Genomic DNA, 15,632 nt, shown 5'->3' on the forward strand with positions numbered 1-15,632 from the left:
CACAAATCCGATAAAAAAGGCCGCGGTCAATGCTGACGGCGGCCTTTTTGTATGGCAAAGCGTCAAACCGTCAGTTCAGTACCAGTGCACCATTGCGCTCGGCCTTGCGCCGACGAGCCACCAACAGCCCCGCAGCGATGACGATGATACTCAGCAGGCCGGTGGCGAGGATCTCCACCCGGTGCTCTTGCTGGAACAGCATGATGCCCAGGATCGCCACGATGAACACGATCACCGCGTAGGTCAGGCCGGGGAACAGCCACATGCGGAAGGCGATCTTCTCGCCGGCGGCCATGCGCTTCTGGCGCATGCGCAGTTGCGATACGGCAATCACCAGGTACACCAGCAGGGCGATGGCGCCGGAACTGGCCAGCAGGAACTCGAACACCGCCGCCGGCGCTACATAGTTGGCGAACACCGCAAGGAAGGCTGCTGCGGTGGACAGGATCACCGCCCAGTAAGGCGTGCCGCTGGCGTTGGTGCGCTTGGCCACAGCCGGAGCGTCGCCCCGCTTGCCCAGGGAGAAGAGCATGCGCGAGGCGGTGTAGAGCGCCGAGTTCAGGCAACTGGTCACCGCCACCAGCACCACCAGGTCGACGATCAGCTTGGCGTTGGGAATGCCCATGCGATCAAGCACAGTCTGGTAGGAACCGACCTGGGCCAGGCTTGGGTCGTTCCATGGCACCAGGGCCACGACGATGAAGATCGACACCAGGTAGAACAAGCCGATGCGCCAGATCACCGAGTTGGTGGCCTTGGAGATCTGCTTGCCCGGGTTGTGGGATTCCGCCGCGGCGATGGTAACGATCTCGGTGCCCATGAAGGAGAACATGGTGGTCAGCATGGCCGCCAGCACCGCGCCCATGCCGTTGGGCATGAAGCCTTGGGTGTCCACCAGATGCGAGACGCCGCTGACCTGACTGTTGGGCAGCAAGCCGCAAATAGCCGCCAGGCCGAGGATCACGAAACCGATGATGGCCACCACCTTGATCAGGGCGAACCAGAACTCGAACTCGCCGTAGTTCTTCACGCTGAACAGGTTGGTGGCGGTCAGCAGCAGGGTGATCACCAAGGTGAAGACCCAGATCGCCACGTTGGGGAACCAGGCATGCAGGATGGTCGCGGCGGCGTTGGCCTCCAGCGGGATCACCAGCACCCAGAACCACCAGTACAGCCAGCCGATGGTGAAGCCGGCCCAGTGGCCGATGGCGCGATCGGCGTAGGTCGAAAACGACCCGGTATCCGGCGAGGCGACGGCCATTTCCGCCAGCATGCGCATCACCAGCACCACCAGGGTGCCGGCAGCGGCATAGGCCAGGAGAACCGCCGGGCCGGCTTCGGCGATGGCGTGGCCGGAGCCGACAAAGAGACCCGCGCCAATCACGCCGGCAATCGACAGCATGGTCACATGCCGTGGTTTGAGCCCCTGTTCGAGGTCATTGGAGAGTTGCGTACCGCTCATGAAAAGCACCTTTGCAACGAAAAAAGAGTCACTCCACCCGGTCGGCATTCGTTCTCGTAAAAAGAATTCAACGGGGCGTTCTTTATTTCGCACGCAAGATTTGCGCCAAAATGTTACAGAGTCCCGGGAAACAAGGCTTGGCGAACCGACCGGCGGAAATCTCAAGTCATTGAGTTCAATGGCATTTCGCCATTTCGTTACTGGCCGACTCACTTTGTAGGACGAAACTGCGCACCAGAAACACACCCCGAAAGTACCCGATGCACAATTAGGTGGCAGATCCATGACCTTTGGCCCGTTAACCCTTCCAACACCCGGCCAAAGCTGGCACCATCGCGCCTTTTTTTACGCGACACCTACCGGATTCCAGGCGGATTCCGGGTTCAAACGGGCGTTCGGTTGTTGATGGGGCGACAGTCTTCTGTGCTGATGCGACAACCTGCCACACGCCGTCTGTTTACCTCCGGTAGCGCTGTTGGCTGCGCTTGGAACCCTATGCTAGCTTGGCGCCTCGCCAGGAAGGCCGCCAACAGCAGGAGCACAATGAACTCTATGAGGACCGCACATGGCTGAGGCCACGCCCGCGCTTGAAATCCGCAACTTGCACAAACGCTACGGCTCTCAGGAGGTACTCAAAGGTATTTCGCTGACCGCACGCGACGGTGACGTGATATCGATCCTGGGTTCCTCCGGCTCCGGCAAGTCCACTTTCCTGCGCTGCATCAACCTGCTGGAAAACCCGCACCAGGGGCAGATCCTGGTCGCCGGCGAAGAGCTCAAGCTCAAGGCCGCGAAAAACGGCGAGCTGGTGGCCGCCGACGGCAAGCAGATCAACCGCCTGCGCAGCGAAATCGGTTTCGTCTTCCAGAATTTCAATCTCTGGCCACACATGAGCGTGCTCGACAACATCATCGAGGCGCCGCGCCGGGTACTGGGCCAAAGCAAGGCCGAGGCCATCGAAGTGGCCGAGGCGCTGCTGGCCAAGGTCGGCATCGCCGACAAACGCCACGCCTACCCGGCCCAGCTGTCCGGCGGCCAGCAGCAACGCGCCGCCATCGCCCGCACCCTGGCGATGCAACCCAAAGTCATCCTGTTCGACGAGCCGACCTCGGCCCTGGACCCGGAAATGGTCCAGGAAGTCCTCAACGTGATCCGCGCCCTGGCCGAAGAAGGCCGTACCATGCTGCTGGTCACCCATGAAATGAGCTTTGCCCGCCAGGTTTCCAGTGAAGTGGTGTTCCTTCACCAGGGCCTGATCGAGGAGCAGGGATCGCCACAGCAGGTCTTCGAGAACCCGCTTTCGGCACGCTGCAAACAATTCATGTCCAGCAACCGCTAACGGAGCTACACGCATGCAGAGCTATAAGAAAATCCTCCTGGCCGCTGCCGTCACTCTGGCTTTCAGCGCCAGCGCTGCCGCCGAAACCCTGAAGATGGGGATCGAGGCCGCCTACCCACCGTTCAACAACAAGGATGCCAGCGGCCAGGTGGTCGGCTTCGACAAGGACATCGGCGACGCCCTGTGCGCCAAGATGAAAGTCGAATGCACCGTGGTCACTTCCGACTGGGACGGCATCATCCCGGCCCTGAACGCGAAGAAATTCGACTTCCTGATCTCTTCGCTGTCGATCACCGACGAGCGCAAGCAGGCGGTGGACTTCACCGACCCGTACTACTCCAACAAGCTGCAGTTCATCGCCCCCAAGGCCAAGACCGACTTCAAGACCGACAAGGCCTCGCTCAAGGGCAAGATCATCGGCGCACAGCGGGCGACCCTGGCCGGCACCTGGCTGGAAGACAACCTGGGCGACGACATCACCATCAAGCTCTACGACACCCAGGAAAACGCCTACCTGGACCTGACCTCCGGTCGCCTGGACGCGATCCTGGCCGACAAGTACGTCAACTACGAGTGGCTCAAGAGCGACGCCGGCAAGCCTTATGAGTTCAAGGGCGAGCCGATGGTGGAAAGCGACAAGATCGGGATTGCCGTGCGCAAGAAAGATCCTCTGCGCGAGAAGCTGAACGCCGCCCTGAAGGAAATCGTGGCCGACGGCACCTACAAGAAGATCAACGACAAGTACTTCCCGTTCAGCATCTATTGATACTGACTTGCCTGACCGGCGCCCGCCCCCTGGGCGCCGGTCCTTAGCAAAGCCATCCAGACCCCATGAATATCGATCTCTTCGGATTCGGCCCGGTGCTCGCCGCCGGCGCGCTGATGACCGTCAAGCTGGCCCTCTCGGCGTTATGCCTGGGACTGGTGCTCGGCCTGCTCGGCGCCTTGGCCAAGACTTCCCCGTACAAGCCACTGCGCTGGCTTGGCGAAACCTATTCGACCATCGTGCGCGGCGTCCCGGAACTGCTGTGGGTGCTGCTGATCTACCTGGGCACGGTGAACATGATGAACGCGCTGGGGGAGCAATTCGGCAACCCCGACCTGGCCCTCAGCCCGTTCGTTGCCGGGGTGATCGCCCTCGGCCTGTGCTTCGGTGCCTATGCCACGGAAGTGTTTCGTGGCGCGATCCTGGCCATCCCCAAGGGCCACCGCGAAGCCGGCATCGCGCTGGGCCTTTCCAAGTGGCGGATCTTCAGCCGCCTGATCCTGCCGCAGATGTGGCGCATCGCCCTGCCGGGCCTGGGCAACCTGTTCATGATCCTGATGAAGGACACCGCCCTGGTGTCGGTGATCGGCCTTGAAGAAATCATGCGCCAGGCGCAGAACGCCGTGACCTTCGCCCGGCATCCGTTCACCTTCTACATGGTTGCGGCCGTCATGTACCTGGGCCTGACCGTGCTGTCCATGATCGGCATGCACTTCCTGGAAAAACGCGCCGCCCGCGGCTTTGTGAGGACGACGTAATGGAATGGGAAGTCATCTACAAATGGCTGCCGAAGTTCATCCAGGGCGCGACGCTGACCCTGGAACTGGTGGGCATCGCCGTGATTCTCGGCCTGCTGCTGGCCATCCCGCTGGGCATCGCCCGCTCGTCCAAGCTCTGGTACGTGCGCGCCCTGCCCTACGCCTACATCTTCTTCTTTCGCGGCACGCCGCTGCTGGTGCAGCTGTTCCTGGTGTATTACGGCCTGGCGCAGTTCGATGCGGTGCGCGAGAGCTTCATGTGGCCCTACCTGCGTGATCCGTTCTGGTGCGCTACCGCCACCATGACCCTGCACACCGCGGCCTACATCGCCGAGATCCTGCGCGGTGCGATCCAGGCCATTCCCCCCGGTGAGATCGAAGCCGCGCGGGCCCTGGGCATGTCCCGGCCCAAGGCGCTGTTCTACATCATCCTGCCGCGGGCGGCGCGCATCGGCCTGCCGGCCTACAGCAACGAAGTGATCCTGATGCTCAAGGCCAGCTCCCTGGCCAGCACCGTGACCCTGCTGGAACTGACCGGCATGGCGCGCACCATCATTGCCCGCAACTACCTGACGGTGGACATGTTCTTCACCGCCGGGGTGTTCTACCTGCTGATGTCGTTCATCCTGGTCCAGGCCTTCCGCCAACTGGAACGCTGGCTGCGGGTCGACGCCTGCCAGGGACGCTGACCTACTCCCGCTCCCGCCCGGGAGCGGGCCTGCCCCGGACTCACCGCCCATGCCCTCGATCCTCCAAGGCCCCGCGCTGCTCGATCGTTTCCAGGCCCTGGACGGCTTCCTGCTTGAACACCAGGCGCTCTGGCGCCCGCGCCCGTTCAACCATCTGCACCTGCCGTGGGAATCCACTCATCCGCAACTGGCCCAGTGGCTACGCCAACGCTCCCTGGAAGACGCCGAAGCCGCCCACAACCATCCGCAGCAGCTCCAGGCGCCGGCGCCCTTTGCCCCACTGGCGGAGCAGGCCCGAGCGCTCGGCACGCTGGGCGACCTCCCCATAAAGGCACTGCCCGCGCCTCACCCGCGCCTCAAGGTCGACGTGCCCGGGCGCAAATGGAAGCAGATCGAAGCCTTCGCCGCCTGCCTGCAATTCCAGCGCCCCCCCACTCACTGGCTCGACTGGTGCTCCGGCAAGGGCCACCTCGGCCGGCGCCTGCTGCAACCCGGGCAACAACTGACCTGCCTGGAATACGACCCGGCGCTGATCGACAGTGGCGAGCAACTGAGCCAGCACCACGGCCTGCCCGCGCGCCATGTGCAACAGGACGTGCTGGCCGATGACACGCTCCAGCAGCTCTGCGCCGAGCACAGCCCGGTGGCCCTGCACGCGTGCGGCGATCTGCATGTGCGCTTGATCCAGCTGGCCAGCCAGCAGGGTTGTCCACAGCTGGCGATTGCCCCTTGCTGCTACAACCGCACCCGCGCCAGCCACTACCAGGGCTTATCCACAGCGGCCCAGGCATCGCGCCTGGAACTGTCCCTGGAAGACCTGGCCCTGCCCATGAGCGAAACCGTCACCGCCGGCACCCGGGTGCGGCGCCAGCGCGACCGCTCCATGGCCCGGCGCCTGGCCTTCGACCTGCTGCAACGGCAAGTGCGCGGGGTCGACCAATACCTGCCAACGCCTTCGCTGCCCAGCCACTGGCTGGACAAACCCTTCGCCGACTACTGCCGCGACCTGGCCGCCCTCAAGGACTTATCCACAGTCGATTGCCAGGATTGGGCCGCCCTCGAAGCCGCCGGCTGGCAGCGCCTGGCCCAGGTGCGCAACCTGGAACTGCTGCGGGGCCTGTTCCGCCGCCCGCTGGAATTGTGGCTGGTGCTGGACCGTGCGCTGTTCCTGCAAGAACAGGGCTACGCCGTGCGCCTCGGAACCTTCTGCCAGGCTCCCTTGACCCCGCGCAATCTGCTCCTGCTGGCAGAGCGCCCTTAACCTGCCGCTGCACCGGCTCTAGCCGAAGTTCGTCGTGCAGGCCCCCTGCGGCCAGTGACCTTGTAAAACGGACATCGGACACCCCATGGGAAAGCCACAACCCATTGAAAGCCGCCGATCAGGCCGGGGGATGTCCGCAACTTCACAAAAGAAAAAAACCAAGCTCATGACGCCTACTAGTCTCTAAGACGTGCAGGGCATATGCCGCACTCAAGCCAAAGCTCTGGCGCAACTCAAGCGGTCATGTTTCGACAGGAAGTCGCCAAGCTCACCATCACTGACAGGGAGTCAACCATGAACATCATCGACCCTCAGGCACCCACCTACGAAACCCTGCAAAAGGGTTTCAACTTGCGCTGGCCACCCAGTATCGAGCAGGGCGCGAACCGAATTTATGTGTGTACGACACCTGATGAAGTTCTGACGGCAGCCAATACAGCACTGCATGATGGCTATCGCATCACGGTGCGCAGTGGCGGCCACTGCTACGAGGGCTTTGTTTCCAACAAGTTGAGCGGCGAGACACAAAACCTGGCGATTATCGACCTCGGTGAAATGAAAGGCCTGAAGTACGACGAGAGCCAAACCATCACTTCGCCCTGGGATCGCCAGAACAAGACGTATCGTTTCATGGCATTGACCGGCAATCAGAACTGGGACGGCTACCTGTCGCTGTACAAGCAGGCCGGGCGCACCCTTCCTGGCGGCTCATGTTATTCGGTCGGTTTGGGCGGGCACATCAGCGGCGGCGGTTACGGTTTGTTATCGCGCCTTCAGGGCTTGACCGTGGACTGGGTCACCGGCGTCGACCTTCTTGTGCCTGTGGAAAACTCGCGGCAACTGAAGTTCCGGCATGTTCGCGCGGACAGCCCGTCGAACAACGACAAGGCATTGTTCACCGCCTGTTGCGGCGCCGGCGGTGGCAACTTCGGCATCATCATCGGCTACTACTTCGAGCAACTGCCCCAAGCCCCGCAACAAGCCTACTGGATTCCCCTGGCCTACCCGTGGAAGGAGCTGATTCCCAACTTCTCGAACTTCCTGCGGGCCTATTGGCAATGGTTCTCGGATAACGACGCCAACGCGACCAGCCCGGTGGAAGGCGTTGGCAACGGTGGCTTGTTCACCCTGCTGAAACTCAACCATGTGGACACCTCCGACCATGTGGTGCTGGCGATCCAGTACACCGGCCCCAATGGCCGGGTCGGCGGCGCCAACGATATCCCGCTCAACGACTTCATCAGCAAGATGAACGCCGCGGCGGGCATCACGCCGACCCTGCATGACGGCTTCATCGCGCCCAACATTGCCCCGCTCAGGCACCCGCTCGCCGGCAGGAAGTTCAGAGGTGCGGTGCCTGAGCACACGGCGATGGACTGGCTGTACGTCACGCAGATGATCAACGGCTCGGGCAACAATCAGCGGGGCAAATACAAGTCTGACTATCAGGTCGAACAGTTCTCCGAACAGGCCTGCAACGCCTTGCTGACGCACTTGACCGAAGCCACGCCAGACAAACGCTTCAGCCAGTCGCTGGTACAGATCGACTCCTACGGCGGGGCGATCAATAAAAAGGGCATGGGCACCACCGCGGTTCCGCAAAGAAGCTCACTGCTCAAAGCCCAATACCAGACGTACTGGACCCACGCTGCCGACGACGCGGTGCAAATCGCCTGGATCCGCAACATCTTCACCGCCGTGCACGGCGGCAAGCCCAAGCGCCCCGCCTACGATGGCTGCTACATCAACTACCCCGATGTCGACATGAAATACACCGCCACCGGCGCGGTGGACCCCGACTGGCTGAACTTGTACTACGGCTGGAACAGCGAACTCATCAACAGACTGTCCAACCTGAAAGCCGCCATCGACCCCAACAACCTGTTTCGTCATGAACTGTCCATCCCGGCCACAAAGGCCGAGTAGGTCGCCGCCTGGCCACCCCCTGCGGCATGACCAGCGCCTGCTCGGCTGAGCCTTCGGCAACCCTGGGCCGCGGGCTCGAAGAGCAGGCTGTGGAGCCGTGCGACAGGCTGTCGCGAGCTGTGGATAAGTCTGTTGATGGAATTCCGGAAAAGCCCGGGATTGCAGGGTTCTTAGCCCCCATCATCAGCTGGTCATTTTTTGTTCACAAAATAAAAGCCCGAAAAAACAGCCAGTTGCATAAAGATGAGAACGGCTCCACAAATCCGACAGTTCCCGGCCCTGGCGACCCATCCGTTGTGCATAAACACCTGAGCGAACGGGCATAACGCCCTGCGCCCAGGTGCCAGGGAGCGACCTCAGGCAAGGGCCTGATAGTGCCCCTTACTCATCGGCCCGCGCCGGGATCCACCACTCTTCGCCCCGGGCGGTGCTGATGTACTCCGGCCAGCGGAAATCATGGGGCACCTTGAAGTCCTCGGGCAGCAGCGGCGCCTGCCAGCAGCTGCCGCCGATACCGCCGCCGGTACGTTCGACGAACTCGGCCTTGGCCGCGCTGAGCAACGCCTCGTCGGTCAGCAGGTCGACCAGGGTCGCGGCGATGGTCTTGGCCGCCACCTCGATCATCGGGTCGATGGTCTGGCGAATGCCGCCCAGGGCGTTGGACACCCAGTCCGGGTAGACCGTGCCCGGCGGCGCGCTGAGCATCGGCCGGGCCACCAGCAGGCGCACGGTCGGGCAGTGCCAGGTGTATTCCGGGTAGTCGTCGGAGGTCAGGTACTGCTGCCAGGCGGGCATTTGCAGGCGCATCTGGCGCTCGCATTCCTGGGGCTCGATCAGTTCTTCGGTGGCCGGCAGGAAGGGCTTGTCCATGGCTTCCAGGCCGAGGTTGCGCTGGATCTCGCGGGCAATCTCCCGCGCTTCTTCATCCCACTGCGGGGCCCCCACCGCCGCCAGGTTGTCGTAGGTGGCCTGGGCCATGACGTGGTTGGGCAGACCGCCCCGGGACTTGCAGACCCAGGTCTTTTTCCAGCGACAACCGGTGGCCATGGCCGCCGCGGCGGCGTTGTTGTCCATCACCTGGGAGATGGTTTCGGCCTGTTCGATGGAGTCGCAACGCAGCAGGTACTGGATCTGCGACAGGTGCGGCGGCAGGTTGTCGGCGGTGGCCTGGCCGGCGGTGAGAATCGCCTCGTTGTAGCTCCACAGGCCGGTGAACGGCAGGGTCGAGCGGCGCAGGCTTTCGTTGAGGGTGTAGAAATGCACCAGGGCGTCATTGGCCCCCGGGGCCCGGGCCGCCAGGTGGTTCTGCGGGATCGGGCTGTAGTGATCGGCGGCGATCCAGTTCTGCGGATCCTCGCAGGTGAAGCTGTAGATGTAGGCGTAGGCGATGCCGCAGTGGGTGTCCCAGGTGGTGGTGTTGTTCAGCGGCAGCATGTAGGTCGGGTGGAAGCTGATGGCCGCGTCCAGGTCATCGTAGTAGCCCTTGGCGGCGTGGACCGGTTTGGAGGCGCGGAGTTTTTCCGCCGGCTCGCCGAAGAACCTGATGCTGCCCTGCAGGCCGAATTCCACCATGGTCGCCTTGGCCGCCAGGGCCCCGCCGAGGGCGCTGATGCCCAGGGCCGAGTGCGGGTCGGTGTGCCCCGGGGCAAAGCGCGACAGGCCCTCGCGCGGCTGCTTGCGGGTGGTCGCCGCCTGACAGTTGCCGGGCACCGCGTCGTACTCGCCGTAGGTGGCCAGCAGCGGCCCCTGGCCCTGGGTGAAGGTGGCGCAGAAGGCCGTGGGCATGCCGCCGCTGCCGCGCTCGACGGTGAAGCCCTCGGCCTCCAGCAGTTCGACATACCAGGCACAGGACTTGTACTCGCGGAACGCCGGCTCGGCGTAATGCCAGATGATCTGGTGCCAGTCCGACAGTTGCTGGCGGTGGCGCTCAACCCAATCGAGAGCGAATGCTTTGTAGCGGGACATGCGCGGCACTCCTGGTTATCCAGATTCCGGCCGGCCGCTGCCCGGACGCCTCGGCGCCCGCGCAAGACCTGCAGGACCTCTTGTTGTTATAGGGATGGTCCGGTCGATTGCGGCCCGGATCGAGGTCCAGTATTGGTGAAGCGGCTGCGACATCAATCGAATTTTTTCGCCAGCAATGTCAAAGAAAATTGACCAGTTCGGCGCCGTCGCGGCCCATACTGCGACGCGGCCAGCCGCGCCTCGGCGCCTTGCCTGGGGCCGTCGTACACAGGTTCCCCCGACTCGGAGGTTGTATGCGTTATCCCTCGATCACCGCCCTGCGCGCCCTCGACGCGGTCGCCCGACTAGGCAGCGTGACCGCCGCCGCCCAGCAACTGAGCCTGACCCGCAGCGCCATCAGCCACCAGATCATCAGCCTGGAACAGAGCCTGGGTTTTGCCCTCACCGAACGGGTCGGGCGCGGCATCGGCCTGACCTACCAGGGCGAGTGCTACGCCCGGGAAGTGCGGCGCATCCTGGCGGACATCCAGGACGCCGGGCGGCGTTTCGACGGCCAGGCGGTGTCGGGCAAATTGCGCATCAGCTGCAATCCGGGCTTTGCCAGTTTCTGGCTGTGCAACCACATCAACGGCTTCCTGCGCCAATACCCCCAGGTGCAGCTGCAGGTGGTCAGCCCTCGGGCCCAGGACGACACCAGCGACGCCGAGGCCGATCTGTTCATCGCCTACGGCATCGGCGACTGGCCGGGGCTGCTGGTGGAGCAGATCGTCACCCTGCGCTTTTCACCGGTGTGCAGTCCGCGCCTGATCAACGCCATCGGCGGTCTGAAGAGCCCGCTGGACCTCAAGGACTTTCCGTTGATCCACATGAGCGACACCAGCGACTGGCGGGTCTGGCTGGCGGCCGCCGGGGCCAGCCAGGTCAATCCCGACCGTGGCATTACCTTCTCCGACGCCCATTGCGCGCAGTCCACCTGCATCGCCGCCCAGGGCGTGGCCATCGGCGACAACCTGCTCAGTGGCGATGCCCTGGCCCGGGGGCTGCTGGTGCGCCCGTTCGATATCAGCATCAGCGCCCTGCGCGGTTATTTCCTGGTGATCGATCCGGCCAAGGCCGAGCGGCCAGCGGTCCAGGCCTTCAGTGACTGGCTGAAAAACCAGCTGCAGGCCAGTGCCCAAAGCATCAGTGACAGCCCGCTGATCGAGCCTTGAAAGCCGGGTCGAATGGGAAATTTCACTCACCAATGAGGCAAAAATTATTCCATTGATGTGGCGTTGCTTTTCACAATAATGAATCCACCACCTGCTGCACTCACAATAAAAATTCAATCGTGCAGGTGGGTTTCCGGGAGATCTCTGTAGTGTCCAGCAGCCCCTCGACTCAACTCAGCGCCCAAGGAATCAGCCAGTATTACGGCAACTTCACCGCCCTGGACGGCATCGATCTGGACGTTCGCCAAGGCGAATTCCTCACCCTGCTGGGCCCCTCCGGCTCAGGCAAGACCACCCTGTTGATGATCCTCGCGGGCTTCCTCAGCCCCAGCGCCGGCAAGCTGCTGGAACGTGGCGTCGACATCAGCCGGCGCCCGGCGGAAAAACGCAACTACGGCATGGTGTTCCAGGGCTACGCCCTGTTCCCGCACATGAGCGTGGCCGACAACGTCGCCTATCCCTTGCGCATTCGTGGAGTGAAGGCCGAGGAGCGCCAGCGCCGGGTCAAGCACATCCTCGACGTGGTGGGCCTGGGGGCTCACCTGCACAAGAAGCCTTCCGAGCTGTCCGGTGGCCAGCAGCAACGGGTGGCCATCGCCCGGGCCCTGGTGTTCGAGCCGGACATGCTGCTGCTGGACGAACCCCTCTCGGCCCTCGACAAGAACCTGCGCGAGCAGTTGCAGACCGAGCTGCAACGCATCCACCGCCAGGTCGGCACCAGCTTCGTCTTCGTCACCCACGACCAGGGTGAAGCCCTGGCCCTGTCGACCCGCATCGCCATCTTCAACCAGGGACGGCTGGCGCAGATCGACACCCCGGAAACCATCTACGACCGCCCGAAAAACCGCTTCGTCGCCGAGTTCCTCGGCAAGATGAACCTGTTCCCGCTGCAGGGTCTTTCCCGCAATGGCAGCCAGGCCAGCGGCCGCTTTGGCGACAGCCCGCTGCACGCCACCACGACCGGTGACATCAGCAGCCAGCCGCAGTTGCTGGCGGTGCGCCCGGAACACATGACCCTGCACACCGAGCGCCCACAAGCCGGCGAACACAACGTGCTGCCCGCCTGCCTTGGCGAGCGGGTCTACCAGGGGTCCAGCACTCATCTGGCGCTGAACATCAGCCCGGAACTGGCACCGGTCAACCTCTCGGTGCCCGGCGATCATCCCGGTGCCCGCTTGCCCAGCGGCACCCCGGTGTGGCTGAGCTGGCCGGTGCGCCACAGCTTCCTGCTGGAAGCCTGAGCCGACCACGCTCGCTGTCGAGCGTTTGCGTAGAAAGCCAATCACACTATCGGCCGGCGCCTGGCGCATCGGCCTCGCGAGGACTTGCCCCATGAGCCAGCACCACCAACGCGACTGCATCGAAATCCTCATCGAAAAAGCCCGTGGCGGGCAGGTCAGCCGCCGCACCTTCCTCCAGGCCATGGGCCTGCTGGCGGCGGTGCCCCTGGCATTGCGCAGCGGCATCAGCTGGGCGGCGGACAAGCCGCTGGTGGTGGTCAACTGGGGCGGCGATGCGCTCAACGCCTTCCGCAGCGCCTGGACCGACAGCTTCACCAAGAGCACTGGCATACCGGTGCGCATCGACGGCGCCGGCCCCACCGAAGGGGCGATCCGCTCGCAGCTGGCCAGCGGCCGGCCGAGCTGGGACGTGGTGGATGTGGACAGCTACAGCGCCATGACCCTGGGCCGCGACAAGGTCCTGCAACCCCTGGACTACAGCGTGGTGCAACGGGACCTGGTGGCCCCGGAGCTGTCCCACGAGCACGGCATCGCCGGCTACCTGTTCAGCTACGTGATCGCCTGGGACAGCCAGAAATACGGCAACCACGGCCCCAAGAACTGGGCGGATTTCTGGAACGTGGAGCAATTCCCCGGCAAGCGCACCCTCTACAAATGGATGAACGGCATGCTCGAAGCCGCGCTGCTGGCCGATGGCGTGGCCGCCGACCAGCTGTACCCGCTGGACGTGCCCCGGGCCTTGCGCAAGATCGATGAACTCAAGCCCCACGTCCTGTCGTTCTGGGGCTCGGGCGCGGAAAGCCAGCAACTGATGATCGAAGGCGAAGCCTCCATGGGCGCCATCTGGCACACCCGCGCCACCCTGCTCCACGAGGACAGCGGCGGCCGCATCCAGTGGGGCTTCGACCATGCCTTCCTCAACGCCAGCAGTTGGGGCGTGCTCAAGGACAACCCGGCAGGCGCCGCACCGGCCATGCAGTTCATCCAGCACGCCTTGCAGCCCGCCGGCCAGCTGAAGCTGTTCGAAGCCCTGGGCAACGGCCCGTCCAACGCCGCCACCCAGCAACTGATGAGCGCCGAACAGCGGGAGATCAACTGCGCCTCCGAAGCCAACATGAAGAAGCAGATCTTCCTCGACACCCAGTGGTACGCCGACCACTACTCCAGCACCCTGGAGCAGTACCTGACCCACCTGTCCAAGTGAGCCGTCGACCATGAGTGCAACTCGAACCGCGCGCCTGGAACGCAGCCTGCTGCTGTTTCCCCTGCCGTTGCTGCTGGTGGTGTTCTACCTGTTGCCGTTCTTCGGCGTGGTGAGCTGGAGCTTCACCCTGCCCGAGCCCGGGATCGAGCAGTACCAGCGCATCGCCACGGACCCGGCGATCCACGACATGCTCCTGCGCACCCTGCGCCTGTGCCTGACCGTGAGCCTGCTGGCCCTGGTGATCGGCTACCTGCTGGCCTACTGCTGGGTGTTCAGCCCGCCGTTCTGGCAGCGCATGGTGGAGATCTGCGTGTTCATCCCGTTCTGGATCTCGGTGCTGGTGCGGGCCTTCGGTTGGCTGATCGCGCTGCGCAGCAACGGCGTGGTCAATGACAGCCTGCTGTCCCTGGGCTGGATCGACCACCCGTTGCAGCTGACCCGCAACGAGCTGGGGGTGGTGATCGGCATGCTGCACTTCATGATTCCGTATGCGCTGTTCCCACTGCTGTCGAGCATGCGCCAGCTGGATCAACGGGTGCTGCTGGCCTCCCGCGGCCTGGGCGCCGGCGCGCTGCGGACCTTCTGGCAAGTGCTGCTGCCCCAGACCCTGCCGGGGCTCTTGGGGGCCTTCATCATGGTCTTCGTGTTCTGCCTGGGCTTCTTCATCACCCCGGTGCTGCTGGGCGGCGGGCAGACGGTGATGATCGCCGAGTACGTGTTCCTGCAGATGTTCCAGACCAGCAACTGGGGCCTGGGCGCGGCCCTGAGCCTGGTGCTGCTGACCCTGGTCAGCGCGCTGATCTGGCTGCTGCTGCGCGTCACCCGTGTCAATCGACTGGTGGGTTGAGGTCACTATGAATACACATCGCACTGCATTGAGTACCCGACTGATCGCCGTGGTCGCCATGGCCTTCATGCTGTTCCCGCTGCTGACGGTGATCCCGGTGTCGTTCACCGCCAAGCGCTACCTGTCGATGCCGGACGGCAACTGGTCGCTGCGGCACTATGAGGCGCTGCTGAGCAACCCCGACTGGCTGTCGAGCATCGGCCAGAGCCTGGCGATTGCCAGCGCTACCAGCCTGATCGCCACCGTGCTGGCGGTGAGCTTCAGCCTCGGCATCTGGTACCTGCGCTCGCGCCTGGCGACCTTGCTGATCGGCCTGGTGCTGCTGCCCATGGCCATTCCGCCGGTGATCTCGGCGCTGGTGCTGTACTTCATGGAAACCAACCTGGGGCGCATCGCCCCGGGCTGGGGCTACGACACCCTGCCCGGGGTGGTGATCGCCCACGTGGTGATGGTGGTGCCCTACGGCGTGGTGACCATGCTGGTGGCCCTGAGCCAGGTGGACCGGCGCATCGAGCTGGCCTCGCGCAACCTCGGGGCAAGCCTGATGCAGACCACCTTCCTGGTGATGCTGCCGAACCTCAAGCTGGGGATCTTCTCCACCGCGCTGCTGAGCTTTGCCCTGTCCTGGGAGGAGGTGGCGGTGACCCTGTTCATCACCAGCGTCGACGTCAACACCTTGCCGCGGCGGATCTGGAGCGGCCTGCGGGACAACGTCGACCCCAGCGTGGCGGCGATCTCGGTGCTGCTGATCGGCCTGACCCTGCTGGTGCTCATGGGCCGCCTGGCCTTGCAGTACGCCGCCCAGCGCCGCGCCCGCCCCTAGCCACCGCTGTGTGGCGGGGGAGCTTGCTCCCGCTGGCTGGCGAAGCCAGCCCAATGCCTGAGTCCCGGCTCTCATCGACGAGTCGCAGGCTCAGGCTCTACGGCCGCTGCGCGCCCGAGCGGGAGCAAGCTCCCTCACCA

13 protein-coding genes are annotated in these 15,632 nt (G+C 63.9%); 11 read left to right on the forward strand and 2 right to left on the reverse strand.

All coding sequences use genetic code 11. The annotated features are described in order from the left end of the window. Window positions 1–70: 70 nt before the first annotated feature. Window positions 71–1,462, reverse strand: coding sequence for a GABA permease (gabP, locus tag L1O02_RS29230; protein WP_060842210.1), 1,392 nt, complete (start codon window positions 1,460–1,462; stop codon window positions 71–73). 565 nt (window positions 1,463–2,027) lie between these two features. On the opposite strand from gabP, the gene L1O02_RS29235 reads away from it, so the two are divergent. From L1O02_RS29235 to L1O02_RS29260, 6 genes are all read left to right on the forward strand, one after another. Then, window positions 2,028–2,801, forward strand: coding sequence for an ABC transporter ATP-binding protein (locus tag L1O02_RS29235; RefSeq protein ID WP_016964770.1), 774 nt, complete (start codon window positions 2,028–2,030; stop codon window positions 2,799–2,801). A gap of 13 nt (window positions 2,802–2,814) precedes the next feature. Beyond that, complete coding sequence (locus L1O02_RS29240) at window positions 2,815–3,567, forward strand: ABC transporter substrate-binding protein (RefSeq protein ID WP_011058718.1); 753 nt, start codon at window positions 2,815–2,817, stop codon at window positions 3,565–3,567. Window positions 3,568–3,632: 65 nt separating this feature from the next. Continuing rightward, entirely contained in the window at window positions 3,633–4,325 is a 693-nt protein-coding gene (locus tag L1O02_RS29245; protein ID WP_060837085.1) for an ABC transporter permease, read from the forward strand. Next, window positions 4,325–5,014 carry an ABC transporter permease gene (locus L1O02_RS29250; protein ID WP_060837084.1) on the forward strand — a complete coding sequence of 230 codons (690 nt, stop codon included), beginning with the start codon at window positions 4,325–4,327 and terminating at the stop codon, window positions 5,012–5,014. The genes L1O02_RS29245 and L1O02_RS29250 overlap by 1 nt, the downstream gene beginning before the upstream one ends. A 49-nt stretch (window positions 5,015–5,063) precedes the next feature. After that, window positions 5,064–6,275 (forward strand): methyltransferase, encoded by a 1,212-nt coding sequence (locus tag L1O02_RS29255; protein ID WP_235759214.1) that lies wholly within the window; start codon window positions 5,064–5,066, stop codon window positions 6,273–6,275. A 294-nt stretch (window positions 6,276–6,569) separates the two neighbouring features. After that, window positions 6,570–8,201, forward strand: coding sequence for a BBE domain-containing protein (locus L1O02_RS29260; RefSeq protein WP_235759217.1), 1,632 nt, complete (start codon window positions 6,570–6,572; stop codon window positions 8,199–8,201). Window positions 8,202–8,582: 381 nt separating this feature from the next. On the opposite strand, the gene L1O02_RS29265 is transcribed toward L1O02_RS29260, so the two are convergent. Further along, a complete protein-coding gene (locus tag L1O02_RS29265; protein ID WP_235759219.1) occupies window positions 8,583–10,166 on the reverse strand; it encodes an amidohydrolase in 1,584 nt (527 codons plus the stop codon). Between the two features lie 293 nt (window positions 10,167–10,459). Between L1O02_RS29265 and L1O02_RS29270 the strand changes: the two genes are divergently transcribed. From L1O02_RS29270 to L1O02_RS29290, 5 genes are all read left to right on the forward strand, one after another. After that, window positions 10,460–11,377 carry a LysR substrate-binding domain-containing protein gene (locus L1O02_RS29270; protein WP_235759221.1) on the forward strand — a complete coding sequence of 306 codons (918 nt, stop codon included), beginning with the start codon at window positions 10,460–10,462 and terminating at the stop codon, window positions 11,375–11,377. Window positions 11,378–11,526: 149 nt separating this feature from the next. Beyond that, a complete protein-coding gene (locus L1O02_RS29275) occupies window positions 11,527–12,618 on the forward strand; it encodes an ABC transporter ATP-binding protein (protein WP_060837079.1) in 1,092 nt (363 codons plus the stop codon). A gap of 91 nt (window positions 12,619–12,709) precedes the next feature. Further along, the gene (locus L1O02_RS29280) at window positions 12,710–13,822 is read left to right on the forward strand and encodes an ABC transporter substrate-binding protein (RefSeq protein WP_060842204.1); all 1,113 of its coding nucleotides are present in this window, start codon (window positions 12,710–12,712) and stop codon (window positions 13,820–13,822) included. A gap of 10 nt (window positions 13,823–13,832) precedes the next feature. Beyond that, window positions 13,833–14,669, forward strand: a complete 837-nt coding sequence (locus L1O02_RS29285; RefSeq protein WP_060842203.1) for an ABC transporter permease — start codon at window positions 13,833–13,835, stop codon at window positions 14,667–14,669. A gap of 7 nt (window positions 14,670–14,676) precedes the next feature. Next, window positions 14,677–15,492 carry an ABC transporter permease gene (locus L1O02_RS29290; RefSeq protein ID WP_060842202.1) on the forward strand — a complete coding sequence of 272 codons (816 nt, stop codon included), beginning with the start codon at window positions 14,677–14,679 and terminating at the stop codon, window positions 15,490–15,492. The last annotated feature ends 140 nt before the right edge of the window (window positions 15,493–15,632 follow it).

The sequence above is a fragment of the Pseudomonas sp. BC42 genome, from assembly GCF_021560055.1.
Taxonomy (GTDB): Bacteria; Pseudomonadota; Gammaproteobacteria; order Pseudomonadales; family Pseudomonadaceae; genus Aquipseudomonas.